At 64.1% G+C, this 25954-nt stretch carries 23 protein-coding genes; 10 read left to right on the top strand and 13 right to left on the bottom strand.

Going from position 1 to position 25954, the window contains the following annotated elements:
• The first annotated feature begins 74 nt into the window (after positions 1–74).
• The 7 genes from kstR (at position 75) to FGL95_RS18230 (ending at position 10943) form a co-directional block, all read left to right on the top strand.
• A complete protein-coding gene (kstR, locus tag FGL95_RS18260; RefSeq protein WP_169589431.1) occupies positions 75–707 on the top strand; it encodes a cholesterol catabolism transcriptional regulator KstR in 633 nt (210 codons plus the stop codon).
• 62 nt (positions 708–769) lie between these two features.
• Entirely contained in the window at positions 770–3322 is a 2553-nt protein-coding gene (gene otsB, locus FGL95_RS18255) for a trehalose-phosphatase (RefSeq protein WP_169589429.1), read from the top strand.
• 81 nt (positions 3323–3403) lie between these two features.
• Positions 3404–4336 (top strand): metal ABC transporter solute-binding protein, Zn/Mn family, encoded by a 933-nt coding sequence (locus FGL95_RS18250; protein WP_169589427.1) that lies wholly within the window; start codon positions 3404–3406, stop codon positions 4334–4336.
• Between the two features lie 41 nt (positions 4337–4377).
• Positions 4378–5232: a metal ABC transporter ATP-binding protein gene (locus FGL95_RS18245; RefSeq protein ID WP_338079914.1), complete on the top strand. Its 855-nt coding sequence runs from the start codon at positions 4378–4380 to the stop codon at positions 5230–5232.
• Positions 5229–6116 carry a metal ABC transporter permease gene (locus FGL95_RS18240; protein ID WP_169589425.1) on the top strand — a complete coding sequence of 296 codons (888 nt, stop codon included), beginning with the start codon at positions 5229–5231 and terminating at the stop codon, positions 6114–6116. Before FGL95_RS18245 ends, FGL95_RS18240 begins: the two co-directional genes overlap by 4 nt.
• Before the next feature lie 13 nt (positions 6117–6129).
• Positions 6130–9741 (top strand): hydantoinase B/oxoprolinase family protein, encoded by a 3612-nt coding sequence (locus FGL95_RS18235; RefSeq protein ID WP_169589423.1) that lies wholly within the window; start codon positions 6130–6132, stop codon positions 9739–9741.
• Between the two features lie 32 nt (positions 9742–9773).
• Positions 9774–10943, top strand: a complete 1170-nt coding sequence (locus FGL95_RS18230) for an acyl-CoA dehydrogenase family protein (RefSeq protein WP_169589421.1) — start codon at positions 9774–9776, stop codon at positions 10941–10943.
• A gap of 131 nt (positions 10944–11074) precedes the next feature.
• Here the strand turns inward: FGL95_RS18230 and FGL95_RS32405 are convergent, their stop codons facing one another.
• From FGL95_RS32405 to carD, 11 genes are all read right to left on the bottom strand, one after another.
• The gene (locus FGL95_RS32405) at positions 11075–11512 is read right to left on the bottom strand and encodes a DUF4190 domain-containing protein (RefSeq protein WP_240963125.1); all 438 of its coding nucleotides are present in this window, start codon (positions 11510–11512) and stop codon (positions 11075–11077) included.
• Positions 11513–11555: 43 nt separating this feature from the next.
• Entirely contained in the window at positions 11556–12524 is a 969-nt protein-coding gene (gene rlmB, locus FGL95_RS18220) for a 23S rRNA (guanosine(2251)-2'-O)-methyltransferase RlmB (RefSeq protein WP_169589419.1), read from the bottom strand.
• A 3-nt stretch (positions 12525–12527) separates the two neighbouring features.
• Positions 12528–13916 (bottom strand): cysteine--tRNA ligase, encoded by a 1389-nt coding sequence (cysS, locus tag FGL95_RS18215; protein WP_169589417.1) that lies wholly within the window; start codon positions 13914–13916, stop codon positions 12528–12530.
• Between the two features lie 46 nt (positions 13917–13962).
• Positions 13963–14844 (bottom strand): MHYT domain-containing protein, encoded by an 882-nt coding sequence (locus FGL95_RS18210; RefSeq protein ID WP_169589416.1) that lies wholly within the window; start codon positions 14842–14844, stop codon positions 13963–13965.
• A 34-nt stretch (positions 14845–14878) separates the two neighbouring features.
• Positions 14879–15430 carry an ATP/GTP-binding protein gene (locus tag FGL95_RS18205; protein WP_169589813.1) on the bottom strand — a complete coding sequence of 184 codons (552 nt, stop codon included), beginning with the start codon at positions 15428–15430 and terminating at the stop codon, positions 14879–14881.
• Between the two features lie 13 nt (positions 15431–15443).
• Entirely contained in the window at positions 15444–15821 is a 378-nt protein-coding gene (locus tag FGL95_RS18200) for a DUF742 domain-containing protein (protein WP_169589414.1), read from the bottom strand.
• Positions 15818–16237, bottom strand: a complete 420-nt coding sequence (locus FGL95_RS18195; protein WP_169589412.1) for a roadblock/LC7 domain-containing protein — start codon at positions 16235–16237, stop codon at positions 15818–15820. The genes FGL95_RS18200 and FGL95_RS18195 overlap by 4 nt, the downstream gene beginning before the upstream one ends.
• The gene (locus FGL95_RS18190; RefSeq protein ID WP_169589410.1) at positions 16234–19044 is read right to left on the bottom strand and encodes a sensor histidine kinase; all 2811 of its coding nucleotides are present in this window, start codon (positions 19042–19044) and stop codon (positions 16234–16236) included. Before FGL95_RS18190 ends, FGL95_RS18195 begins: the two co-directional genes overlap by 4 nt.
• Positions 19045–19281: 237 nt before the next feature.
• Complete coding sequence (ispF, locus tag FGL95_RS18185) at positions 19282–19767, bottom strand: 2-C-methyl-D-erythritol 2,4-cyclodiphosphate synthase (protein ID WP_169589408.1); 486 nt, start codon at positions 19765–19767, stop codon at positions 19282–19284.
• Positions 19764–20462, bottom strand: a complete 699-nt coding sequence (gene ispD / locus FGL95_RS18180) for a 2-C-methyl-D-erythritol 4-phosphate cytidylyltransferase (RefSeq protein ID WP_169589406.1) — start codon at positions 20460–20462, stop codon at positions 19764–19766. The genes ispF and ispD overlap by 4 nt, the downstream gene beginning before the upstream one ends.
• Positions 20463–20486: 24 nt before the next feature.
• Positions 20487–20975 (bottom strand): RNA polymerase-binding transcription factor CarD, encoded by a 489-nt coding sequence (carD, locus tag FGL95_RS18175; protein ID WP_007528440.1) that lies wholly within the window; start codon positions 20973–20975, stop codon positions 20487–20489.
• 283 nt (positions 20976–21258) lie between these two features.
• Between carD and FGL95_RS18170 the strand changes: the two genes are divergently transcribed.
• The 3 genes from FGL95_RS18170 (at position 21259) to disA (ending at position 24536) form a co-directional block, all read left to right on the top strand.
• Positions 21259–21867 (top strand): copper chaperone PCu(A)C domain-containing protein, encoded by a 609-nt coding sequence (locus FGL95_RS18170; protein ID WP_169589405.1) that lies wholly within the window; start codon positions 21259–21261, stop codon positions 21865–21867.
• 68 nt (positions 21868–21935) lie between these two features.
• Positions 21936–23324 carry a DNA repair protein RadA gene (gene radA / locus FGL95_RS18165; protein ID WP_169589403.1) on the top strand — a complete coding sequence of 463 codons (1389 nt, stop codon included), beginning with the start codon at positions 21936–21938 and terminating at the stop codon, positions 23322–23324.
• 135 nt (positions 23325–23459) lie between these two features.
• Entirely contained in the window at positions 23460–24536 is a 1077-nt protein-coding gene (disA, locus tag FGL95_RS18160; protein WP_169589401.1) for a DNA integrity scanning diadenylate cyclase DisA, read from the top strand.
• Here the strand turns inward: disA and FGL95_RS18155 are convergent, their stop codons facing one another.
• Together FGL95_RS18155 and FGL95_RS18150 are read right to left on the bottom strand one after the other, a co-directional pair.
• Positions 24537–25232, bottom strand: a complete 696-nt coding sequence (locus FGL95_RS18155; RefSeq protein ID WP_169589399.1) for a hypothetical protein — start codon at positions 25230–25232, stop codon at positions 24537–24539. It lies immediately after the preceding gene.
• A gap of 79 nt (positions 25233–25311) precedes the next feature.
• A complete protein-coding gene (locus tag FGL95_RS18150) occupies positions 25312–25935 on the bottom strand; it encodes a carbonic anhydrase (protein ID WP_169589397.1) in 624 nt (207 codons plus the stop codon).
• Between the last annotated feature and the right edge of the window lie 19 nt (positions 25936–25954).

Below are 25954 nucleotides of genomic sequence, written 5' to 3'. Positions count from 1 at the left end.
AGTCAAGCGACGAGATAACTACCTGGTCAAAGCGATTAACTTGCAAGCACAATCCACGAGAACGAGGAGTGTCGATGGCATCGCCCTCACGACCGCGTAGTGCGGGCAACGGCACCGTCACAACACTGAGCGACGACGATCTGAGCTCGAACGCCCAGCGCGAGCGCCGTAAGCGCATCCTCGACGCCACGCTCGCGTTGGCGTCGAAAGGCGGTTACGACGCAGTTCAGATGCGTGCCGTGGCCGATAAAGCCGAGGTCGCCGTCGGCACCCTGTACCGCTATTTCCCGTCGAAGGTGCACCTTCTGGTGTCTGCGCTCGCTCGCGAATTCGAGCGGATCGAAGGCAAGCGCAAGGTTCCACCGGGCGACACGCCCCAAGAGCGGATGCACCTGATCCTCGGTCAGATCACGAAGGCAATGCAGCGCGATCCCCTGCTCACCGAGGCGATGACGCGAGCGTTCATGTTCGCCGATGCGTCGGCTGCCGCCGAGGTCGATCGGGTCGGCAAGGTCATGGACAAGTTGTTCGGTCGCGCCATGAGCGACGGCGAGCCGACCGAGCGCGAACTCGCGATCGCCCGGGTCATCAGCGACGTGTGGTTGTCGAATCTCGTCGCCTGGTTGACCCGCCGGTCGTCAGCGACGGACGTCACAGCCCGCTTGGAGCTCACGGTCGACCTGCTGCTCGGCAACGAATCGTTGTGATCTGAAGTAAATTCCAGGCCCACAATGCCGTGCTGACGGGGCCTATCCCCTAGGTTTGTTACGTGAGCGCTGACGACCTTTCTCCCGAGTTGCGTCGTGCCCTGTCGACCATCGCGCGCACGCCGCGATTGCTGGTCGCATCCGACTACGACGGCACCATCGCGCCGATCGTGTCCGACCCGAGCAAAGCGTTCCCGCACGCGGAATCGGTCTTTGCGCTGCGCGCATTGGCAGGCCTGTCCGGCACGACCGCTGCCGTCATCTCAGGTCGCGCCCTGCGCGATCTGGCTGCGCTGTCACGCCTGCCGGTCGAAGTGCAGTTGGTCGGCAGCCACGGGTCCGAGTTCGACGTCGGCTTCGTGCACGCGATCGACAACGACGCAAAGCAGCTGCTCGACGAGTTGGTGACCGAGTTCCACGCCATTGCCGCCACGCACGAAGGCGTCACCGTCGAACACAAGCCCGCGAGCGCCGCGCTGCACGTTCGCAATGCCACGCCGGAAGTTGCCCGACAGGCCCTCAAAAAGGCACGTCAGGGTCCGGCGAGTTGGGTCGGCGTTCAGGTCACCGAAGGAAAATCGGTCATCGAACTGGCCGTCATCGTCACCGACAAGGGCGAAGCGCTCGACATTCTGCGGCATCAGGAATCTGCCTCTGCGGCAATCTTCTTCGGCGACGACGTCACCGATGAGAAGGCGTTCGCACGCCTGCACGGCCCAGATATCGGCATCAAGGTCGGCGAGGGCGACAGCGGCGCACAATTCCGTGTCGACAGCACCGAGGACGTCTCCACTGCGCTGGCATTCCTGCTCGATCAGCGACGTAATTGGCTTTCCGGCGCGAGCGCGCCACCCATCGAACGACTGACCATGCTGGCGAGCCCCCGCTCGGTTGCCCTCGTCACCCCGGACGGCACCATCACTTGGATGTGTCACCCCGAACCCGATTCGGGTGCGGTTTTCGCGCACCTTCTCGGCGGTCCGGAAGCGGGCCACTTCTCCGTCGGACCGCAGCGAAGCGCGTTGCCGCTGTCGCAGCGTTACGTCGACGGCACGATGACGGTCGAGACTCGTTGGGCGAGCTTGCAAGTCACCGACTACCTGCCGCACGACGTCAGCCTCGACCGTACGGACCTCACTCGAATCATCACCGGCGACGCCAAGGCGATCGTCAGCTTTGCACCCCGCCCCGAATTCGGGCAGGTGCCTGTGCAACTCGAGCAGGAGACCTTCGGCCTGCGGGTGTTCGGTCCGAACGATCCACTAGTGCTGCGCTCCCCCGGCGTCGAATGGGAGATCAAGAGCGACGGTGTGCACCAGAGCGCGACAGCGGTCGTCGATCCGTCCGAAGGTCCAATTGTGCTCGAACTGCGCTGCGGCACTTGGGATCTTGCGCCGTCGACGAACGACGAGGCGGACCGTCGCAAGCTCGCCGAGGCGTACTGGAGCGAATGGGCCGCGTCGCTGAACCTGCCTCCGATCAAGCCGGACCTGATGCGTCGGTCCGCGCTGACCTTGCGCGGGCTGGTCCATGCGCCGTCCGGCTCGATCCTTGCCGCCGCCACCACGTCGCTGCCGGAAGACGTCGGCGGCGTGCGCAACTGGGATTACCGGTACTGCTGGCTGCGCGATGCGGCCCTCACCGCTTCCGCGCTGGTGTCGGTCGGATCGTTGCAGGAGGCCGAGGAATACTTGGCCTGGGTGCACGAGGTGCTCGAAACACTCCCCGGACCCGAGCGACTGCACCCCCTGTACACGATCTACGGCAGCGGCTTGCCACCCGAAGCCGTGATCGACGCGCTGCCCGGTTACGCCGGTTCGCGACCGGTCCGGGTCGGCAACGCGGCAAACATGCAGGTGCAACTGGACGTGTTCGGTCCGATCGTCGACCTGATCTCGACGCTCGCCCACGCCCGCGAAGCGACCGGGATCAGCGATCCAGCGGTAGCGCTTCCCGACGTCGACTGGGAATTGGTGTGCGCCATGGTTTCCGCGGTCCAGCGGCGGTGGCGTGAACCCGACCATGGAATCTGGGAGATTCGCGGCGCACCGCGCCACCACGTGTACTCGAAGGTCATGGGCTGGGTGACGATCGACCGGGCCCTGACGCTGGCCCAGCAGTTCGGCCGGCCGCTCGACCCGGCGTGGTCCGAGTTGCGCAACACGATTGCCGACGAGGTCGTCAACAAGGGCTGGAACGACGAGGTTCAGTCGTTCACGGCGGCATACGACGGCACCGACCTCGACGCCGCGACCCTGCACATCGGCCTGAGCGGTCTGATCGATCCGGCAGATTCCCGCTTCGCGGCCACGGTCGTCGCGACCGAGGCTGAACTGCGCAGCGGATCGACGGTCTACCGCTATCACCACGACGACGGACTGCCCGGCGGCGAAGGCGGCTTCCACCTGTGCGCGGCGTGGCTGGTCGAGGCGTATCTGCTGATAGGCAAGCGGTCCGACGCGGAAGCGCTGTTCGACCAGCTAGTGAAGGTGGCCGGGCCGACAGGACTGCTGAGCGAGGAATACGACCCCGTCGCCGAGAAATCACTGGGCAACCACCCGCAGGCGTACAGCCACCTCGGTCTGATTCGCTGCGCGCAGCTGCTCTCTGCCTAACCTCACCCCTCGTGAGTCTTTTTGGAGTCCAGAGACTCCAAAAAGACTCACGAGCTGTGCGTGCGCTAAAGTACAACGGAAATGATTTCCATTAGCAACAGTCGGGAGTTTCCTGTGCGCCGCCCACTTCGCACCGCCATTGCCGTGATCGGTCTATCGGCCGCCTTCGCTCTCACCGCATGCGGTTCGTCGGACGACAGTTCGTCATCGAGCAAGCCGACGATCGTCACGTCGACCAACGTGTGGGGCTCGGTCGCCTCGGCGATCGCAGGCGACAACGCGTCGGTGAAGTCGCTGATCAGCGATCCCAGCGCGGACCCGCACTCCTACGAATCGACGCCGAGCGACGCAGCGACGGTGACCGATGCGGACCTGGTCGTCTTCAACGGCGGCGGCTACGACGAGTTCATCGAGAAGATCCTCAACGGCAAAAAGGACAAGCCGACTGTCGACGCGTACGAGTTGCTGCCTCCCGATCCGTCCGTGACCGGCCAGCGCAACGAACATGTCTGGTACGACATCACCACCGTCGACGCCGTCGCGCACAAGATCGCAGACGAACTCGCCAAGCTCGATCCCCCGAACGCACGGACCTACGGCGACCGTGCCGCCACGTTCGAAACCCAGCTCTACGGCATTGCCCAGATCAGCGGCAAGATCGCAGCCGATCACCCGAACAGCCCTGTTGCGCAGACCGAGCCGATCGCGCACTACCTTCTCGTTTCCGCGGGAGTCGAGGATTTGACCCCGAAGGAATTCGAGGAGGCGATCGAAGAAGGCAACGATCCGTCGGCGAATGCTGTCGCCACCACGCGTGACCTGCTCACCTCGAAGAAGGTCCGGGCGCTGGTCTACAACATCCAGACCGAGGACAAGGTGACCGAGGATCTTCGCAAGGTCGCCGAATCCGCGGGGGTTCAGATCGTCGAAGTTACGGAGACACTTCCCGAGGGCCTCGACTACATTCAGTGGCAGACCCGCAACGCCGAAGCACTCGCCAAGGCGCTCAATTGAGTTATGCCGCGAGCTCGACCGCGGTAGACCAGGATTCGCCAGTGCCACAGCCTGATTCACCGAACGATGAAAGCCGCACGCCCGCAGTGTCACTCGCGGGCGCGCGGCTGTCGTTCGGCGATCGCACCCTGTGGGAGAACCTCGATCTCGACGTTGCGCCTGGCGAGTTCGTCGCCGTACTCGGACCGAACGGGTCCGGCAAGACATCACTGCTCAAAGTCTTGCTCGGCCAACTCGGGCTGACGTCCGGCACCGCTCACATCGCCGGAACAGCTGCGCGCGCAGGCAATTCCGATGTCGGCTACATTCCGCAACAGAAGTCGATCGATGAAGGCCTGCCATTGCGTGGCGTCGAACTCGTCGGTCTCGGCGTGGACGGACACCGTTGGGGCCTCGGCATCCGTGGTCTGGCCCGCCGTCGCCGCATCGTGGCCGACGTCATCGAGCAGGTCGGCGCATCGGCGTTCGCCAATGCACCCCTCGGCTCGCTATCGGGCGGCGAGCAACAACGGCTCCGTGTAGCGCAGGCATTGGCAGGCGATCCGAGCGTGCTTCTGTGCGACGAACCGCTCCTGAGTCTCGACCTAGCCAACCAGCGCCTCGTCTCCAAACTCATCGATCGGCGCCGCCGCACACACAACACCGCGGTTCTGTTCGTCACGCACGAGATCAACCCGATCCTCCCCCTCGTCGACCGCGTTCTCTACCTGGTCGACGGTCAGTTCCGAATCGGTCGGCCCCGCGAAGTGATGACGTCGAAGGTGCTGTCCGACCTGTACAAGACCGAGGTCGATGTACTGGAGGTCCGCGGCAGGCTCGTCGTCGTCGGCACCGGTGACGCCATGGATGCCCTCGGCACCGCGGGCGGACATCACGTTCACGAGGAGTGGCGGTGAACGACAAGCTGAGCGAGCTGTTCTCGAAGCTGTTCGACTTCTCCACGACAGCGCACCTACTGTCCTACGACTTCGTACAACAAGCGCTGCTCGCCGCCGCAATCCTCGGTCTGCTGGCAGGCGCGATCGGACCGCTCATCATCAGCAGGCAGATGTCGTTCTCGGTGCACGGCACCAGCGAACTGTCGCTGACCGGCGCGGCAGCGGCGTTGCTTGCCGGAGTCAGCGTCGGGATCGGGGCCATCCTCGGCGCAGTCGTTGCCGCCGTCCTGTTCGGGTTGCTGGGAACGAAAGCGCGGGAACGCGACTCGGTGATCGGCGTGATCGTCTCCTTCGGCCTCGGGCTGTCGGTGCTGTTTCTGTGGCTCTATCCGGGCCGCTCCGGTTCCAGCTTCTCGCTGCTCGTCGGACAGATCGTGAGCGTCGGAAACAGCGGATTGACCTTGCTCATGGTGTGCGCCATCGCTGTCCTCGCAGTCCTCGCAGTCGTCTATCGGCCGTTGCTGTTCGCCAGCGCCGATCCCGAAGTCGCGGTGGCGCGTGGCGTTCCGGTCCGTGCGCTGTCGATCGTCTTCGCGGTGCTGGTCGGCGTTGCTGCAGCTCTCGGTGTACAGATCGTCGGCGCGCTGCTCGTCCTGTCGTTGCTCATCACGCCTGCCGCAGCGGCCGCACGAGTCACCGCCAACCCGCTCGCGGCGACATTGCTCGCGATCGCATTCGCCGAAATCTCTGCTGTCGGCGGAATCCTGCTCTCGCTGGCCCCCGGTGCACCGGTCTCCACGTTCGTGACCACGATTTCGTTTGTCATCTACCTGGTCTGCCGCGTGATCGGACCTCGACGCAACCGCGACGCGAGACGCAAGGTCGTCGTCACCGTCGACTGAATATGATCGACCGGTGACCGACGGACGCTGGCAGTTCTGGATCGATCGCGGCGGCACGTTCACCGACATAGTCGCCCGCCGCCCTGACGGCGAGCTGCTCAGTCACAAGCTGCTCTCCGAGAATCCGGCTCGCTACCGTGACGCCGCGACCGCGGGCATCCGCGAAATCTTGGGCATCGACGATGCGCAACCCATCCCTGCGGACCAGGTCGAAGCAGTCCGCATGGGAACAACGGTCGCCACCAACGCGCTCCTCGAGCGCAAAGGCGAGCCGACCGCACTGATCATCACCCGCGGCTTCCGCGATGCCCTGCGAATCGGATACCAGAACCGGCCACGAATCTTCGATCGCCACATCGTGCTCCCGGAACCGTTGTACAGCACCGTCATCGAGGTCGACGAGCGCGTGACAGCGGACGGTACGGTCCTGCAGGCACCCGACCCGGAGCGCATCAAGGCCGATCTGGAGCGCTGTTTCGCCGACGGTATCCGTGCGGTCGCCATCGTGTGCATGCACAGCCACCTGTGCCCGGACCACGAAGCCGAGATCGCACGGCTCGCCGAAGAAGTCGGGTTCGAGCAGATCTCTCGATCCGCAGAAGCCAGCCCGCTCATGAAACTCGTCCCGCGCGGCGACACCGCGGTGGTCGATGCTTACCTGTCCCCTGTGCTGCGGCGGTATGTCAGCGAGGTGGCGGATCAATTGGGTGGGCAGGGCGAAGACGCAGTGCGGTTGATGTTCATGCAGTCCAATGGCGGACTGGCTGAGGCACAACATTTTCGGGGCAAGGATGCGATCCTGTCTGGCCCCGCGGGTGGGATCGTCGGCATGGTTCGCATGAGCGAAATCGCGGGTTACGACAAGGTCATCGGCTTCGACATGGGCGGAACATCAACCGATGTCTCGCATTACGCGGGCCACCTCGAGCGAGTGTTCAACACCCAGGTCGCGGGAGTTCGACTGCGGGCACCGATGCTCGACATTCACACCGTCGCGGCGGGCGGTGGCTCGATCCTGCATTTCGATGGCAGCAGGTACCGGGTCGGTCCGGATTCCGCGGGTGCCAATCCGGGTCCGGCGTGCTACCGCAACGGCGGTCCGTTGACGGTGACCGACGCGAACGTGATGCTCGGACGGATTCAGCCCGAGCACTTTCCGCACGTCTTCGGACCGAACGGCGACGAGCCGCTCGACGCCGACGTCGTGGCAGAGAAGTTCGCTGACCTCGCGGCCGAGATCACGCAGAAAACCGGCGACGACCGCACTGCCGAACAGGTCGCTGCGGGATTTCTGCAGATCGCGGTCGCCAACATGGCGAATGCCGTCAAGAAGATCTCGGTCCAGAAGGGTCACGACGTAACCCGCTACGCGCTCACCACTTTCGGCGGCGCGGGCGGCCAGCACGCCTGTGCAGTTGCCGACTCGCTCGGCATCGACACAGTTCTCGTACCACCGATGGCAGGCGTGCTGTCGGCACTCGGAATCGGTCTCGCCGACACCACAGCAATGAGGGAACAGTCTGTGGAAGTGCCGCTGGCAGCGGATTCGATGACCGACATCGAAGACAAGGCAGACCGGCTCGAAGAAGCCGCGCGATCCGAATTGCTCGATGAAGGCGTTCCCGCAGAACGGATTCGGATCATTCGGCGCGCACAGGTCCGCTATGACGGCACCGACACCGCAGTGACCGTCACACTCGGCGACTACGACCAGATGGTCCAGGATTTCGAAAGCTCGCACCGTGCAACATATTCGTTCTTGATGGACCGGCCGATGGTCGTCGAAGCGCTCTCCGTCGAAGCGACCGGAATCACCGAGCAGCCTGATCTGGCGATCCCGCAATCGAATTCAACCCAGAGCGAATCCGGGTCGGTCCGGCTGTACGCCGGCGACGAATGGCACGACGCACCGATCCGGCAACGTGACGAACTGCAGCCGGGTGAGGCAGTGACCGGTCCGGCGATCATCGCTGAGCCCAATTCGACGACAGTCATCGAACCGGGCTGGCGTGCGGAGCGCAATGATTCGGGCCACCTCGTCGTCGAGCGAGTTCAGCGCCGGTCTCACGCCGATGTCGGAACCGAGGCAGATCCAGTGCTGTTGGAGATCTTCAACAATCTGTTCATGTCGATCGCCGAGCAGATGGGTACGCGGCTCGAATCGACCGCGCAGTCGGTGAACATCAAAGAACGCCTGGACTTTTCGTGCGCCCTTTTCGATCCGGACGGCAATCTGATCGCCAACGCGCCGCACATCCCGGTGCATCTGGGTTCGATGGGACCCAGCGTCAAAGAAGTCATCACGCGACGCGAAGGAACGATGAAGCGCGGCGACGTCTACGCCGTCAACGACCCCTTCCACGGCGGCACGCACCTACCTGACGTCACCGTCATCACCCCCGTCTTCGACGCCAATGCCGACGAGATCCTCTTCTACGTCGCGTCACGTGGTCACCACGCCGAAATAGGCGGTCTCACGCCAGGATCGATGCCAGCCGGTAGTACGCACATCGATGAGGAAGGTGTGCTGTTCGACAACTGGCTGCTCGTCAGCGAGGGCACACTCCGCGAGAACGAGACCGTCGAATTGCTGACCGAGGCTCGCTACCCCTCCCGCAATCCGCAGACCAACATCGCGGACCTGCGCGCGCAGATCGCCGCGAATCAGAAGGGCGTGGACGAGGTCGGCGCGATGATCGACAGCTTCGGTCTCGATGTCGTGCACGCCTATATGAAGCATGTCCAGGACAACGCCGAGGAATCGGTGCGCCGTGTGGTCGAGACCCTCGAGGACGGGACCTACCGATACGAGATGGATTCCGGCGCAGTTATTTCGGTGTCGATCACCGTCGACCGGAACGACCGCTCCGCAACCATCGACTTCGCCGGCACGTCGGATCAACTGGAGACCAACTACAACGCTCCGTCTTCGGTGGCAAATGCCGCTGTCCTGTACGTCTTTCGGACTCTCGTCGCCGACGAGATTCCGCTGAACGACGGCTGCCTGGTGCCACTGCAGATCGTCATACCGGACGGCTCGATGTTGGCGCCGGTCTACCCAGCGGCCGTCGTCGCGGGGAATGTCGAAACGTCACAAGCGATTACCGGTGCGCTCTACGGCGCCCTCGGGATTGCCGCCGAGGGCTCGGGGACGATGAACAACCTCACGTTCGGCAACGCGAATCACCAGTACTACGAGACGATCAGCTCGGGGTCCGGTGCGGGCGACGGGTACGACGGCACACCGGTGGTGCAGACGCACATGACCAATTCGCGGCTGACGGATCCGGAAATACTCGAATGGCGCCTGCCTGTGCTGCTCCGGGAATTCAGCATCCGGTCCGGCAGCGGCGGCGACGGGCGGTGGAAGGGCGGTGACGGCGCGGTCCGGCGGCTGGAATTCACCGAGGCGATGACGGTGAGCACCTTGTCGAACCACCGGCGCGTGGCGCCGTACGGCATGGCCGGCGGCCAACCAGGCGAGCTTGGAGTCAACCGAATCGAACGATCCGATGGGTCCGTCGTGGCGATGAAAGGGTCCGATTCCGTCGACGTCGAGGCCGGCGACGTACTGGAGATTCTGACACCGGGCGGCGGCGGATATGGCGAACCGTGGTTAACTTAGCCCGACGACAGCGCAGTTGAGAGGGTGCACCCATGATCGACTTTTCCATCCCTGACGAGCTCATTGCGAAGCGTGATCGAATTCGCGCCTTCGTCACAGACACGATCGTCCCGTACGAACGAGATCCGCGGTTAACCCAGCACGGACCGACCGACGAGCTGCGCCAAGAGATGATCGGGAAGGCCCGCGCCGCGGGCCTGCTGACCATCCAGGCGCCGACCGAGTACGGCGGCTGGGGGCTTTCGCATCTGGAGCAGGCCGTCTTGTTCGAGGCTGCCGGTTGGTCGACATTGGGACCGGTCGCGATGAACTGCGCTGCACCCGACGAAGGCAACATGTTCATCCTCAGCAAGGTCTGCAATCCCGAGCAGGCGGACCAGTTTCTGCGTCCCGTGATCGAAGGCCACCAGCGCTCGGTGTTCGCCATGACCGAACCGGGCGGCGCAGGCTCGGACCCCGGCCAGCTCGCAACGGCTGCGACCTTCGACGGCGAGACCTTCACGATCAACGGTCTCAAATGGCTCATCACGGGTGCGCGTGGCGCGAAAACGTGGATCATCATGGCGAATCTCGAGACAAATGATCACCTGCAGGGCGGGCCGACACTGTTTCTCGCCGACGGCGATTCACCCCGCATCGTGCTCGAGCGAATCATGAACACGATGGACCGCAACTACGTCGAGGGGCACGGCGTCGTCCGCTTCGACAACCTTCAGCTGCCGAAGGAGGCGCTGCTCGGCGAGGCAGGTCAAGCCTTCCGCTACGCCCAGCAACGTCTCGCGCCTGCCCGCCTGACGCATTGCATGCGCTGGTTGGGCGCTGCCGAGCGCGCGCAGAGCATCGCGATCGAACACGCCAAGACGCGTACAGCATTCGGCAAGACCCTGGGTGAGCACGAGGGCGTGTCGTTCATGTTGGCGGACAACGAAATTGCGCTGCACCAAAGCCGTCTGTCTATCTTGCACGCCTGTTGGTTGATGGATCAGGGTGAAAAGGCGCGGCACGAGAGTTCGATGGCCAAAGCCTTCGTCTCCGAGGAGCTGTTCAAGGTCGCCGACCGCTGCGTGCAGATCCTCGGCGGGATCGGCATCAGCGACGAGACCGTCGTAGAGATGATCTTCCGCGACATGCGCGCATTCCGCCTTTACGACGGTCCCACCGAGGTCCACAAGTACGCGATCGGACGCAAAGTCCTGCGCTGACGTACGCCCCACCCCATTGACCGAGAGGCGCGCGACCGTGGGTGCCAACCACCCACCCTCGTGAGTCTTTTAGGAGTCCCTGGACTCCTAAAAGACTCACGAGGGGTCAGGCGATGCCTCCGGATGCCCGACTAGTTGTCGAACCCGCCGGCAATGCCGATCGTCAAGAACACAGCGAAGAACAGCACATATGCGATCAGGATGATCGACCCGATGATCCCGCAGATGTAGCCTGCGTTGATCTGACTGCGTCCGCCGATGGTGCCACCGGACGAGTCGATCTCGTTGAGTGCCTTCTTGCCCATCACCCAGGCGAATGGTGCACAGAACTGGCAGAAGACCAATCCGAGGATGCCGAGCACCAGGATGGTGCCGGTTTGCGGATGGTCCGGCGCGACGAAGTAGCCACCGTAAGAAGGCTGCTGCTGGTACGGATTCGGGTACTGCTGCTGGTACGGGTCCTGCGGCGGGCCGTAATTCGGTTGTCCGGGCGGCGGTCCGTACGACGGCTGGTCGTGCTGCTTGTTCAGGTCGATCGGCTGGTTGGGGTCCCCCGGTGGATACGTCATAGCGGAAATGATCCTGGGGCAGGCGCGATCATGCAAATAGGTGTCAGTGCGAGCGGCGTTGCCGCGCGATCTCGGCCAGCACCACGCCAGCTGCGACCGAGGCGTTGAGCGACTCGACCGGTCCGGCCATCGGGATGCTCAACACGGCATCGCACGATTCGCGGACCAGCCGGGACAGTCCTTTGCCCTCGGACCCGACGACGACGCAGATCGGACCGGAGCCGACGAAGTTGTCCAGCGTCGTGTCGCCATCGGCGTCGAGCCCTACGATCTGTACACCCTTGCTCTGCCAATCCTTCAGCGTGCGAGTCAGATTCGTCGCCCGTGCGACAGGCAACCGTGCCGCCGCGCCTGCACTCGTCCGCCAGGCGACGGCGGTGATGCTCGCACTACGGCGCTGCGGAATGACGACGCCATGGCCACCGAACGCGGCAACCGAGCGCACGACCGCGCCGAGGTTGCGTGGATCGGTGATGTTGTCGAGCGCGACGAGCAACGCACCCTCCCCTGCTGCGGCTGCTCGGCCGAGCAGATCATCGGGATGGGCATACCGATACGGCGGCACCTGCAACGCGATGCCTTGGTGTAATCCGTTGGCGCTCAACCGGTCCAGGTCCGTACGCGGGACCTCGAGAATCGAGATGCCGGCATCGGCAGCGAGCTGAACGCTCTCTTTCAGCCGGTCGTCGCTCTCGGTGCCCACTGCGACGTAGAGCGCCGTCGCGGGCACTCCGGCACGCAGGCATTCGAGAACCGGGTTACGACCGAGCACTGTCTCCGGGCCGTCTTCGGCCTTACGGCCCGCTGGGCGCTGCCCGCCGCGCGCGGGCGCCGTCGCCTTGGCTGCTGAACGGGCACGTTTGGCGGCCGGATGCTTCGTGCGTTCTACTGCTGGCGGCGTCGCGCCTCGCCCCTCGAGTCCGCGGCGTCGATTGCCACCCGACCCGACGACCTGGCCTTTCTTCGTTCCTGTCTTGCGGATCGCTCCGCGCCTGCTCGAATTGCCGGCCATGATCTAACGACCCTTCAGGGACCACTCGGGTCCGTTCGGTGTATCCGTGATTTCGATGCCAGCGGCGGCCAATCGGTCGCGAACCCCGTCCGCAACCGCCCAGTTCTTATCCGCGCGCGCCTGCTGGCGTCGATCGAGCTCGGCATGAACGAGGACATCGAGTGCCTCGTTCGCCGCTTCAGTGTCCGAACCCTGCGCCCACTGCGGGTCGAGGGGGTCGATGCCGAGGATCGCCAGCATCCCGCGCACGCGACTGGCAACTTCGACAGCCGCAGCGAGGTCGCCTGCGTCGAGCGCCTTGTTGCCCTCGTGCACGCAACCGTGGACCTCAGCGAGTGCCTTCGGAACGCCGAGATCTTCATCGAGTGCCTCGGCGAAGGCGTCGGTCCACTTGCCGAGCGGTACGTCACCCGCGCGGTCGCGGGTCTTGAGCACGAACGCCTCGATGCCTTGGTACGACTTCGCCGCGACCTCCAGCGAATGATCGGAGTATTCGAGCATCGACCGGTAATGGGCGCTGCCGAGGTAGTAGCGAAGCTCTTGCGGCCGGACCCGTTCGAGCACATTCGGAATGGAGAGCACGTTGCCGAGCGACTTCGACATCTTCTCGCCGCCCATGGTGACCCAGCCGTTGTGCAGCCAGAGCCGGGCGAAGGGATCGCCCGCGCACTTGGCCTGCGCAATCTCGTTCTCGTGATGCGGGAAGACCAGGTCCAGACCGCCGCAATGGATGTCGAACTCCGGACCGAGGTAGGTCTCGGCCATCGCCGAGCACTCCAGGTGCCAGCCCGGCCTGCCCGCGCCCCACGGCGTCGGCCAAGAGGGTTCGCCGGGCTTTGCGGCCTTCCACAGCGTGAAGTCGCGCGCGTCGCGCTTGCCTTCACCAGCGCTTTCGCCCTGGTGGACGTCTTCGAGCTTGTGCCCGGACAGCTGACCGTATTCGGGGTAGCTGAGCACGTCGAAGTAGACGTTGCCTTCGGACGCGTACGCATGACCGTTGTCGATCAGTCGCTGCATCATCTCGATCATCTGCGTGACCACGCCGGTTGCCCGCGGTAGGTACGACGGCGGCAGCACGCCGAGTTTGTCGTAGGCCCATTCGAACGCGCGCTCGTAGGTCGCCGCCCACTCCCACCATGGCCGACCAGCTTCGGCGGCCTTGTTCAGGATTTTGTCGTCGATATCGGTGACGTTGCGGATGAATGCGACGTCGTAATCGTGGGCAAGCAACCAGCGCCGTAGTACGTCGAATGCGACGCTGCTGCGGACGTGACCGATGTGCGGCTCGCCTTGGACCGTGGCACCACACAGATAGATCGACGCATGGCCGGGGACCAACGGTATGAAGTCACGTAGGGTCCGCGTTCCGGTGTCGAAAAGCCGCAGGGTCACGACCGGCCATCCTACCTGCACGGATCAGATGGCCGGGCCAGCGCGCTCAGCCGCCCTGCTGCACACCGACCGGCGCCACCAGGACGCCGCCCTGACGCGCCCGAGCGGATTCGGCTGCCAGCTGGTCTGCCTCGGCCTCCAAGGCGACGGTGCCGCGGTCGGGCGCCATCATCACGGCCGTGATCGGGATGGCGAGAGCAAGCAAGCCGATGACGAAGACGGGGAAGAGGAACGAGAATACTTCGAGGCCTGCGGGGACCGGTGCGGTCTGATCGAGGCTGACGCTCACCGCCGCCATACCGGTGAAGTGCATGCCGACGACGGCGACACCCATCACGAAACCGGCTGCGATGCGGAGGATCAGCTTCTCCAGGACGAGCGTGAACCACAGTGCGACCGTCGCGGCGACGACAGCGATAGCGATGGATGCCCCAACGAGCAGCTTGTCGTAGTGGATCTCGCCCTGCATCTTGACCGCCCACATGCCCGTGTAGTGCATCAAGTTGACGGCGAGTCCCATGATGATGCCGCCTGCGACAAGTCGCTTCACGTCGACCGTTCGGCCGGCGACAACCAAGCCGATGAACGTCGCGACGATGGAGAGGATCGCGGAGAAGAAGGTCCAGCCGAGGTCGTAGCGGACGACGCTGCCCGGGACCGAGAAGCCGAGCATCGCAATGAAGTGCATCAGCCAGATGGCGACGCCACCGATGGCGAGCGCTGCCATTGCGAGCCAGCGAAGCCGATCACGCTCGACCAGCGCGTCAGCCGAACGGCGCGTGCAGGCGAGGCCTACAACCGAGCCGATCACCGAGACGATGTAAGAGAGTAACAGCAGCCACAGGCCCATACCGAAATGGTGCACATGGCCGGCGACGTGTTCGTGGGCGTCGGCGAGGACCGATACGCCGGAGCTGAGCAGATTCATGAGGTTTCCCAAAAGTGAGACGTGACTTGCGGATTCAGCGGACCATCGATGGCAGATGGTTCAGTGCATATTCGGTGACGGCGATGAGTGCGTGCTTGGCCGACTCACGTCGACGAGCGTCGACGGTGATCATCGGTACGTCGGGCGAGATGGCGAGAGCCTCACGAAGGTCTTCGAGCGGATAGGTCGGTGCATCGTCGAACTCGTTGACCGCCACCAGGAATGGGAGCTGGCGAGCTTCGAAGAAGTCGACCGCAGCGAAGCTGTCGTCGAGGCGGCGGGTATCGACGAGCACGATCGCTCCGATCGCGCCCAAGACCAAGTCGTCCCACATGAACCAGAACCTGCGCTGACCCGGTGTGCCGAAGAGGTAGAGCACGAGATCGTCGGCGATGGTGATGCGGCCGAAGTCCATTGCCACCGTGGTGGTTTCCTTCTGCGGGATGGAACCGATGTCGTCGATTCCCTCCGAGACGTTGGTGACCAAAGCCTCGGTTCGCAGCGGCACGATCTCCGAAACCGTACCGACGAAGGTCGTCTTGCCCACGCCGAATCCACCGGCGATGACGATCTTCGTCGACGCGATCTCGCGAGGTCCGTCAGAGTGCTCGTAAACCACTGAGCGTCCTTTCGATCAGTTCGCGCCGCTCGGATACCGACGACCGAGCACCGAGGGTGCCGTGTACGCGTACGTGGGATGACGCCACGAGGTCGCTGACGAGCACCCTCGCCACGCCGAGAGGCAAGTTGATGATGGCGGCGATCTCCGCCACCGAGGGGCTACGGCGGCACAGACCGACAATGTCTGCTCGGACGTCGCCCGGCGCCCATTCGGTTCCGGACGCATTCGGGAGCGTTTCGACTGCTGCCTCCAATGGAAGCGTGACCGTCGGACGCGTACGCCCTCCCGTCAACGTGTACGGCCGTGCAATTCTTGGCTGTGCCGCCTCGACCGGGCGGTCGATGGAAAGTGTCATCGCGCACCCTGCGGCACGCGTGCGGACGCCTGGACAGTTTTACCGACGCGGTCGACGAGAACGGCCATCTCGTAGCCGACCTGTCCGATATCGCACGAAGTCGACGCCAGCGCCGCAAGCTGAGATCCGTCGCCGACCCCCATCAACAGCAGGTAGCCGTTCTGCATCTCGACGACCGACTGCAGCACCGGCCCACCGTCGAACAGCCGTGCAGCACCTGCCGACAAGCTAGCCAGTCCGGAGGTCACCGCCGCGAGTTGCTCGGCGCGATCCAGGGGCAGCTGCGCGCTGGAGGCCTGCAGCAATCCGTCAGCGGAAACGAGGACCGCGTGGGAGACACCTGCGACGTCTCGAACGAAATTCGACACCAACCAGTCAAGCGTGCGATCGGTCGACGACTGGGTACGCGCGTTCATCGGTCTCCTTCGTGGCTGCTGTGACGGCCTTCTTCGGTTCGCGCCCGACCATTTCGGACACCTGCTAACTGCCTGCTGAGATTGGCGCGAACTGCCGCCGGGTCACGATGCTTGCTGCCGTTGCCGTTGGTTGCCGTTGTTGGCAGCGCGACGCCAGGTACGAGCCGAGCCCCACGCTCACGGACCGGCAGACCCGATTCCGTGTGCCGCTCGACCTTGCTCTCACTGGCCTGCTGCGCCGCATTCCAGCCCACGTCAGCAGCTGAAACCCAGGGCTTGTTCGACGGTCCGCTGGTCGACGGATCCATCAGCCATTCCGAGGTGAGCCGGGCAAAGATCGGCAGCGCATCGGATTCGTCGTTTTGCACCGGCGCCAGAACCGATGGCTGGCGGGGCGGTTGCGGCGCCTGCCGGGCGGGCGGTGCCGGCCGCACCGGCTCTGGCCGCACAGGCGGTTCCGGTGGAGGCGGTGCCGCCGCCTTTTGCGGTGGAGCAGCCGGCTCAGGTTGACCTGGCGAACGCGGCTGCGGGAAGTTCGCCTTCGGCCAGCCGTTCGTAGGTTCGGCGGATTCCGTTGCGTCCGCACCATTTCGAGCGCTGAAGAACGCGGACGTGTTCGACGGTGCCGTCCGGTTGCCGTTTTCCCGAATCGGAGTGGGCTCGAACGCATTTCCGTTCGTACCGAGCTTCGTCTCGTCGCGAACACCGCTGGCGCCTGGCGATCGTCGGGGCAACCCAGGGAGGCTGCGGCCGTTGGTGTTGCCGTTGATTGTTGCGAAGTCGTCGTTGCGCTTCGGTGTGCCGAGCGGCGCCGGTGCCGCTGGGGCGGCACTGGCTGTCGGAGCGAGCGACTGTGCCGGAGCCGTCGAATCGTTCTGATCGGCAAACGCACTCAGCCGCGACGGCCGCTCTTGCACGCGATCGTTGCCGCCGAATCCAGCGGCGGGTGCGATGAGCACGCCTGGAATGTGCACGCTCGCCGTCACGCCCGGCTGGCCCGCAAGTGCCGCCGTAGTGCGCAGCCGGACAGTGATGTTGTGCCGCCGAGCCAACCTGCCCACGACGAACAAGCCCATTCGACGAGCGGTCTCCGGGGTGACCTCACCACCGAGAGCGAGACGCTCGTTGGCTGCGCGAAGCTCGTCGTTCGACATGCCGAGACCGCGGTCGGCGACCTCGATCAGGATGCCCGCATCAACGGCGCGTGCGGTGGTCACCGCAACAGCCGTGTCCGGCGGCGAGAAGCGCAGTGCGTTGTCGATCAATTCGGCGATGAGGTGACCGATATCGGCCGCTGCAGCGCCGGTGAGTGACCCATCGACAGCCGGTCCGATGTCGACTCGGCGGTAATCCTCGACCTCGGACATGCCCGCACGGAGCACATCGGCGACGGGGACCGGATCGAGTCGGCCACGACGCTCCGTCGTGTCGGCAAGCACCAGCAGGTTGTCACCGTTACGGCGCATGCGGGTGGTGAGGTGGTCGAGGCGGAAGAGCCGGTCCAAGCGTTCCGGGTCGTCTTCGTCGCGCTCGAGAGTTTCGATGAGGGCGAGCTGTTCCTCGACGAGGGAGCGGCTACGACGCGACAGCGTTTCGAACATGTCACCGATACGCAGACGCTGGCCGTGCTCGCCTGCGAGCCGGAGGGCCTGGAAGTGAATGTCGTCGACCGCGCGGGCCAGCTGACCGATTTCCTCGGTCGTGTGAACCGGAATCGGCTCGATCTCAGGAACACCCTCGCCCGACCGCAGCCGTTCGATCTCCTCCGGCAGGCGGAGACGAGCAACCTGCAATGCGCCGTGGCGAAGGCGGCTGATCGACCGGACAAGAGAACGACCGACCGACAACGCAAGGGCAAGTGCGAGAAGAACGGCGCCGAGGACGATCGCCGTGTCGCGAAGTGCCGCCGAGCGCAGATCGTTCGAGCGCGCCGTGACGGTATCGCTGAGTGACGTCGAAAGCTCGCCGGTGAGCTGGCTGTACTCCTCGTCGCTTGCCTTCGCCGCCGAGGTGAAAGCGGAGGTCGTGATGCCCTCGGCACCGGGGCGCCCGTATGCATCGCGCCGCAAGTCGACCGCCGAGCGCAGCGATGTCGCGTCGATCGTCGTCGATGTGACCTGCTGCGAGAGCAAATCGACGGCCGCGGCCTCGCGGCCGGCAGCAGACGCGACCCGCACGCGAAGCGCCACGTCGTCGCTGAAATCGGGCGAGGTGATCAGCACGCGCTGGGTTTCGAGTGCACGCTGCGCCGCCAGGGCGGTGACCAACGAATCGGCGATAGCGCGAACCTTGTCGTCGTTGACGGTGCGCATAGTCGCCGTGATGGCTTCGGAAACACTCGAGCTGATCGATTCAGCCTGCTCAGCGAGTTTGGTCGGGGCTTTGTCACCCGAGCCGATTGCGCTCCGCAGGGTTGCCGCGGTGGCTTCGGCCGCGGAAAGGCGGCCGGCGACGGTCGCGTCGAAGTCCCCGGACTTGACCAATGCTGCGAAGTTGGCGGCTGCCGCGTCGTACTTCGACGACGCGTCCCCGATGCTGTTGCCGGTTGCGCCTGCATAGGCGAGTTCGTTCGCGGCGTCGACGAATGCGACGGCCGGCGCGACGATGCCGACGTTGTTGGCGGCGATGCTCAGCTTGGAAGCGTCGCTCAGTTCACCGTTGATTCGAACTGCGCCGAAGGTCATGGCGAGAACAACTGGCAGGACCATGATCGCCGCGACTTTCCAGCGCAGCGGCCACCCCGTTGGCGCCCATTTGGACGCACTCGTTTGCGACGGTTCGACGACGTTCGGCCCATTGGCAACCATATGGATACCACCTAGTCAAAAGTGCAGGAACCTATCCTGCGAAGGTAAGTACTTCGGTCTAGCCGCCCACTCGCGTAGGGCAAAGAAGGCCAATGCGAACTCTAGAGGAAACATCACGACTTCGCATCTTTCTTGTAACGATCCACCTCGAGCGGAGTGTGCTACGTCATGAAATCGACTTCGCCAATTCGGGCGATGAGTCAAGCCTTTGTACGGTTAACGCAGGTCGGGCGCGTATTACGCGATTGCAGAAGTTGAATCTACAACCAATGCGGTAGCAACAGCGGCGATACCTTCGCCGCGTCCAGTGAGACCTAAACCGTCGGTCGTCGTTGCAGAAACCGACACCGGAGCACCGAGAGCTTCGGACAAAACAGACTGCGCCTGCTGGCGTCGCGGACCTATTTTGGGCCGATTGCCGATCACCTGCACGGCGCCATTTCCGACGACGAAACCGGCCTCTGTGACGAGCCTGGCTACTTCCGCGAGCATGACGACGCCACTGACTCCGTCCCATTCGGGACGTCCCGTGCCGAAGACAGAGCCGAGATCACCGAGACCCGCGGCCGAAAGGACCGCGTCACACAGCGCGTGAGCAGCGACGTCGCCATCGGAATGACCAGCGCATCCGTCTTCGCCCTCGAAGAGCAGCCCAGCGATCCAACACGGCCTGCCCTGCTCGATCGGGTGAACATCGGTGCCGATACCTACGCGGAAGGTCATTGGACTTTCGCTTCGGCCGCAGCAATTACGGCGCGCGCCAGGACCAGATCGAGCGGGGTCGTGATCTTGAAGGCGAGTGCGTCGCCGGGAATTGTTCGAACTCGTTCGCCGAGGTGCTCGACCAGACTGGCATCGTCGGTGGCACCGTCTGCGGGTGTCGCCGCCGAATACGCACGGCGAAGCAGTTCGGCGTCGAAGCCTTGCGGAGTTTGAATTGCCCGCAACTCGGACCGTTTCAGCGTGCCGGTGACGTTGCCGAGGATGTCGACCGACTTGATCGTGTCGGTGACATCCAGCGCGGGCACGACGGCGGCGCGACCGCAGCGGAGTTCTGCGACGACCCGGCTGATCAGCGACGGCGGAGTGAGGGCACGCGCTGCGTCGTGCACAAGGTAGATGTCTGCATCGGGCGCGGCAGCAATGCCCGCCCGGACGGAATCGATGCGCTCGGCCCCGCCCTCGACGATGTCGACACCGTCAGGCAGGCATGCGGAAGCGCTGTCGATCAGATCTGGTGGAACCACAACAACGACGTGATCGACGACCCCCGAAGAGAGGAGGCCGTCGACAGCCAGGCGCACCATCGGTGTGCCCGCCAGCGTCACGAAAGCTTTCGGTTCCGACTCGCCGAGACGCACACCGCGTCCAGCCGCTGGAACCAGAGCGACCACTCGGCCGCCCGCTTCGCTTGTCAAGACAATCTGCGATCGATTAAGAGATCAGGACGCCGCTGCGAGAACCTCGTCGAGAATGATCTCGGCCTTGGCATCGTCGGTTCCTTCGGCAAGCGCGAGCTCACCGACGAGAATCTGGCGAGCCTTCGCGAGCATCCGCTTCTCACCGGCGGAGAGACCACGATCCTGCTCACGACGCCACAGATCACGAACAACTTCGGCGACCTTGTTGACATCGCCCGATGCAAGCTTCTCGAGATTTGCCTTGTATCTGCGGGACCAGTTGGTCGGCTCTTCGGTGTGCGGTGCGCGAAGAACCTGGAAGACCTTGTCGAGACCCTCTTGACCCACTACATCGCGGACACCGACATACTCGGCGTTGTCTGCGGGAACGCGAACGGTGAGATCGCCTTGGGCGACCTTGAGAACGAGATACTCCTTTTGTTCACCTTTGATGGTGCGAGTTTCGATTGCCTCGATCAACGCCGCTCCGTGATGGGGGTAAACGACGGTGTCTCCGACCTTGAAAATCATGTGTCCCGTGCCCCTTTCGATGTAGCCAGTTTAACATGCCGCGAGGCACCCATGGGATCGAAGGTGCAGGTCAGGGGCATTGCGGCCTGATTCAAGGGGTTGACAGGAGTCCGGTTTCGTGCATTGCGTTGCGGGAGAACGGGATCGCCGGAACGGAATTTGGCCGCGTTCTCACGTGCCGGACGAGCCCATGGGCCTACGCTTTGCACTAACTACTACGCTCCATCGTGGAGCATGAGTTCGAGCCAGCTGTTGGACGCGCAAGATTCGATGGAGGAAACCCGTGACAACCGTAGGGACTAAGCGTCGAGTCACCGCCGCATTCGCCGTTGCCGCAGGCGCGGCGCTGGCTCTGACCGGCTGCAGCGCGGGGCAGGTCTCACAGATGGCCGTGCAGGTCGCCGCGATCAACGGTACCGAGGCCAACGTCGGCGCCATGTCGCTGCGCAATGTCCACGTCGTCTACCCGGACGGCAAGGAGTACACGAACCTCAAGGGCGGCAAGGCCGCCGTCGCGTTCGTCGCGATCAATACCAGCGAGCGCTATGCCGACAAGCTCAAAGAGATCACCACCGACGCGGGTCCGGCAGAGATCACGGCGGACAGCACCGAGATCAAGCCGCAGGCGTTGCTCGTGGCGACCGCGCCGAAGGGCGAGACCCTCAAGGAAGCCGTGCAAGACGAGGCAGCGTCGCGCCAGGTCGATGCTCTGGTCGAGCTGACCAGCTTGTCGCACGACGTCGGCCCAGGCCTCACGGTCGCGATGACCTTCCACTTCGAGAAGGCGGGCGACGTCCTCGTCAACGTCCCGGTCGATGCCGGCCCGGTCACCCCACGTGAAGAGTCCGCAAAGTCCGGCGCCGCGCAAGAGGCTGCAGAAGGCAGCCACTAGGCCCGAGAGCTTCGGCTCGCCGCGTCACTTGCGGTGATCTGTCGGTAGGTACGCATACGCTGCCGACCGTGGCCAAACCCAAGTCGAGCTTCCGTTGCTCGTCGTGTCAGCACACGGTTGCGAAATGGGTCGGTCGATGCCCTGATTGCGGCGCGTGGGGCTCGGTGGACGAAGTACCGATCCTTGCTGCCATCCCGTTCCGCGCGGGCGTAGGAGGCCAGCAGCGTGCGGCGATGCTGCCGTCCACACCTGCGACGCCGATTCACCAGGTCGACGCGAAGTCGACCCAGGCCAAGAGCACAGGCGTCAGCGAATTCGATCGTGTTCTCGGCGGTGGTCTCGTCGCTGGTTCCGTCGTTCTGCTGGCCGGGGAGCCCGGCGTCGGCAAGTCGACTCTGCTGCTGGAGGTAGTACACAACTGGGCACGCCGCTCCACCGAAGACCGCTCGCTCTACGTCACCGCAGAGGAATCTGCCGGGCAGGTCAGGATGCGGGCGGACCGCACAGGTGCAGTCCACGAGCGGGTGTACCTCGCTGCGGAATCCGACCTGTCGATGATTCTCGGGCACGTCGAGCAGGTGCAACCGACCCTGCTCGTCATCGATTCGGTGCAGACGATGACAGCGGCCGACGTCGAGGGAGTCGTCGGCGGCGTCACGCAGGTCCGGGCAATCACCACGGCACTCACCTCACTCGCGAAAGCGACCGGCATCGCCGTGCTGCTGGTCGGCCACGTAACCAAGGACGGCGCCATCGCCGGACCACGCTCGCTGGAGCATCTGGTCGACGTCGTGCTCAACTTCGAAGGCGACCGGCATTCGACATTGCGCATGGTCCGCGGGGTGAAGAACCGCTTCGGCACTGCCGACGAGGTCGGATGCTTCGAACTCCGGGAAGACGGCATCGTCTGCGTCACCGACCCGTCAGGGTTGTTCCTGCACCACCGCACCGAATCGGTCCCCGGCACGGCGGTCACGGTCACCATGGACGGCAAACGGCCATTGCTCGGCGAAGTGCAGGCGCTGGTCGTCGAGTCGACGATGGCAACGCCACGCCGCGCGGTCAGCGGGCTCGACAGCAATCGCGTCGCAATGCTCCTTGCAGTGCTCGAAAGCCGTTGCGGCGTAAAGTTTGCCAAGCACGAGGTCTACACGGCGACGGTCGGCGGCATGCGCATGACCGAGCCTTCAGCAGACTTGGCGCTTGCCGTCGCGCTCGCGTCGGCGTTGTGTGAGCGGCCGCTGCGCGAGGGGTACATCGTGATCGGCGAGGTCGGGCTGGCTGGTGAGGTCCGGCGGGTTTCAGGCATCGGCAGACGTCTCGCCGAGGCTTCTCGACTCGGGTTCACCCACGCTTTGGTGCCGCCCGATCCTGGGCCGCTACCAGCCGGGATCAAGGCAATACCGATCGCGAATCTGCTTGATGCCCTGGCAATATCAGGATTGCAAAACAAATAGCCCCGCATAAACAATGGCCGAATTCTGCGCGCTCGCACGCTAGTCTCTCCGCCGCCGGCGCGCGCGCATTCCCGGCATAGGTAATCTTGGGAGTGAGCACGGTCACGGAGACCTGGCGTTGGAGAAAGAGGGCACATGGAGGAAGCCGGGTCGGCCGCACTTCGTGATGCCATTTCTCGCCTCGCGCCAGGAACGGTTCTACGCGAAGGCCTCGAGCGAATTCTGCGTGGTCGCACGGGTGGACTCATCGTTCTCGGTTTCGACGAACGGGTCGAAGCAATCTGCGACGGCGGCTTCGAACTCGACGTCGAATTCGCACCGACTCGATTGCGTGAACTGTCGAAAATGGACGGTGCTGTCGTCCTGTCCACCGACGGAAAGCGGATTGTCCGCGCGAACGTGCAGCTGGTTCCGGACCCGAAGATCCCGACCGTCGAATCGGGTACCCGGCACCGCGCCGCTGAGCGCACTTCTGTCCAAACCGATTTCCCGGTCGTCTCCGTCAGCCAGTCGATGAGCATCGTCAGCGTGTACGTCGCAGGTGTCCGCCACGTCATCTCCGGGTCGGCAACGATTCTTTCCAGGGCGAACCAGGCGGTTGCGACGCTGGAGCGCTACAAGGCGCGCCTGGACGCCGTGACCCGGCAGCTGTCGATCGTCGAGATCGAAGATTTCGCCACCTTGCGCGACGCACTCACCGTGGTCCAGCGGCTCGAAATGGTGCGCCGAATCTCGGTCGAAATCGAGCAGGACGTGCTGGAACTGGGCACCGACGGCCGCCAGCTCGCGCTTCAGTTGGAGGAACTGGTCGGCGATCACGAGTTCGCTCGGCAACTGCTGGTCCGCGACTACCTCGCTGCCCCGGAGCCGCCGAGCGGCCAGACGATCGACGAGACGCTGGAAGCCATCGATGCGCTTACCGACGTCGACCTGCTGGACCTGACCACCTTGGCGCAGGTTTTCGGCTACCCGGCGAATATCGAAGCACTCGACATGCCGATGAATCCCCGGGGCTACCGCGTGCTGACTCACGTCCCACGGCTGGCTTTCCATCAGGTGCACCGGCTCGTCGGCTCGTTCGGGACGCTGCAGGGCGTTCTTGCCGCGACTGCGCCGGATCTCGAAGCGGTCGACGGTATCGGTCAGCAATCCGCGCGCCATCTGCGCGAAGGATTGTCGCGAATCATCGAATCGAGCCTGGCAGGTTCGTAGCTAGCCGATGTTGAACGGTTCCGGCGTGCTCTTGATCGCCCCGAGCTGCGCGACGACGGTGTAAGCCCCAGGCCCCACCGCGACCCGTTCACCCTGGCATTCGGGCTGTGACGTCGTGCCGGACCAGTCGACCGAGTACAGCGCTTGCTCGCCCGGCTTGAGGGACTTGATCAGCGGATCTGTGGGCGGGTAGCAGTCGGTGTTGGACCACAGTCGTGTTGCTCCGTCGATCGTGTACACGAACAGCTGCTGCCCGGCTCCGAGGTCGCGCTCGCATTGTGTGGTGCCGATATTGGTGATGACCAGCCCGAATTTCGGCTTCTCACCGACGCGATAGGTGGGGTGTTCGACTGTCGCCTTGACCGCCAACGATTGGTCGGCGCATTGGCCAGGCGTCACCGCCACCGGCTGCTGCCCGTTTGTCGTCGCCGGAGACGACGACTGCTGGGCGCTCGGGGTGGAATCGGTGTTGTTCTGACCTGGAACACCGGTGTCGATGGCAGCAGATGTCGGCGCGGCCGAAGGCACGGTCACATCGGCGCTGACCGCGGTGTTTGCCGTTTCCGGCGAATCGCCGCCGCCGAGGGAGCTGATCAACCAAACGAACAAGACCACCACGACGACGGCGACGCCGATCGCGAGTGCTCGTCGTCGCCAATAGATTTCAGGTGGCAGCGGTCCGATAGGTTCCAACACGTTTACACGGTAGGTGCTGCGACGCTTGGTATGTCTGACCTGACGCGGCGTGTCGGTATCGTTCCGCGTCACACTTCGATCAGGAAATCTCGCCGATATCGCCGACGGACGCCTGCAATTGCACCCTGCCGTCCGCGAGTTTGTACGTCACGCCTGCAATTGCGGCGGTACCTGCGGCCACCTTGCGGGATATGACCTGGGAGCGTTCCATGAGCAACTTGCCGGTCTCGATGACGTGGCGAGTTTCGAGCTCGTCGACCGTGGTCAGGCCTTCGGCACGCCCCAGAAGGATCGACGGCGTCACGCGCTCGATGATGCTGCGCACGAAGCCGACCGGGATGTTGCCGTTGTCGATCGCGTCGATGGTGGCCTTCACCGCGCCGCAACCGTCGTGTCCGAACACGATGATCAGCGGAACATTCAGGTACTCGACGGCGTATTCGATCGAGCCGAGAACCGAGCTGTCGACGACGTGACCTGCGGTGCGGACGACAAACATGTCGCCGAGACCTTGGTCGAAGATGATCTCGGCCGCGACCCGAGAATCGCCGCAGCCGAAGATGACTGCTGTCGGGTGCTGGCCTTCCACGAGCTTGGCGCGATGCAGAATCCCCTGGCTAGGATGCAGCTGACGACCGTTGACAAAGCGCTCGTTGCCTTCTCTGAGGGCTTTCCACGCGGTTATGGGATTCGTATTCGGCATAAGGCCATTCTGCACAGAT

It is taken from the genome of Antrihabitans stalactiti (assembly GCF_012932915.1).
In the GTDB taxonomy this organism is placed as follows: Bacteria; Actinomycetota; Actinomycetes; order Mycobacteriales; family Mycobacteriaceae; genus Antrihabitans; species Antrihabitans stalactiti.
Note: the sequence above shows the minus strand (reverse complement) of the source record. Positions and strands in the feature narration are given on the sequence as shown.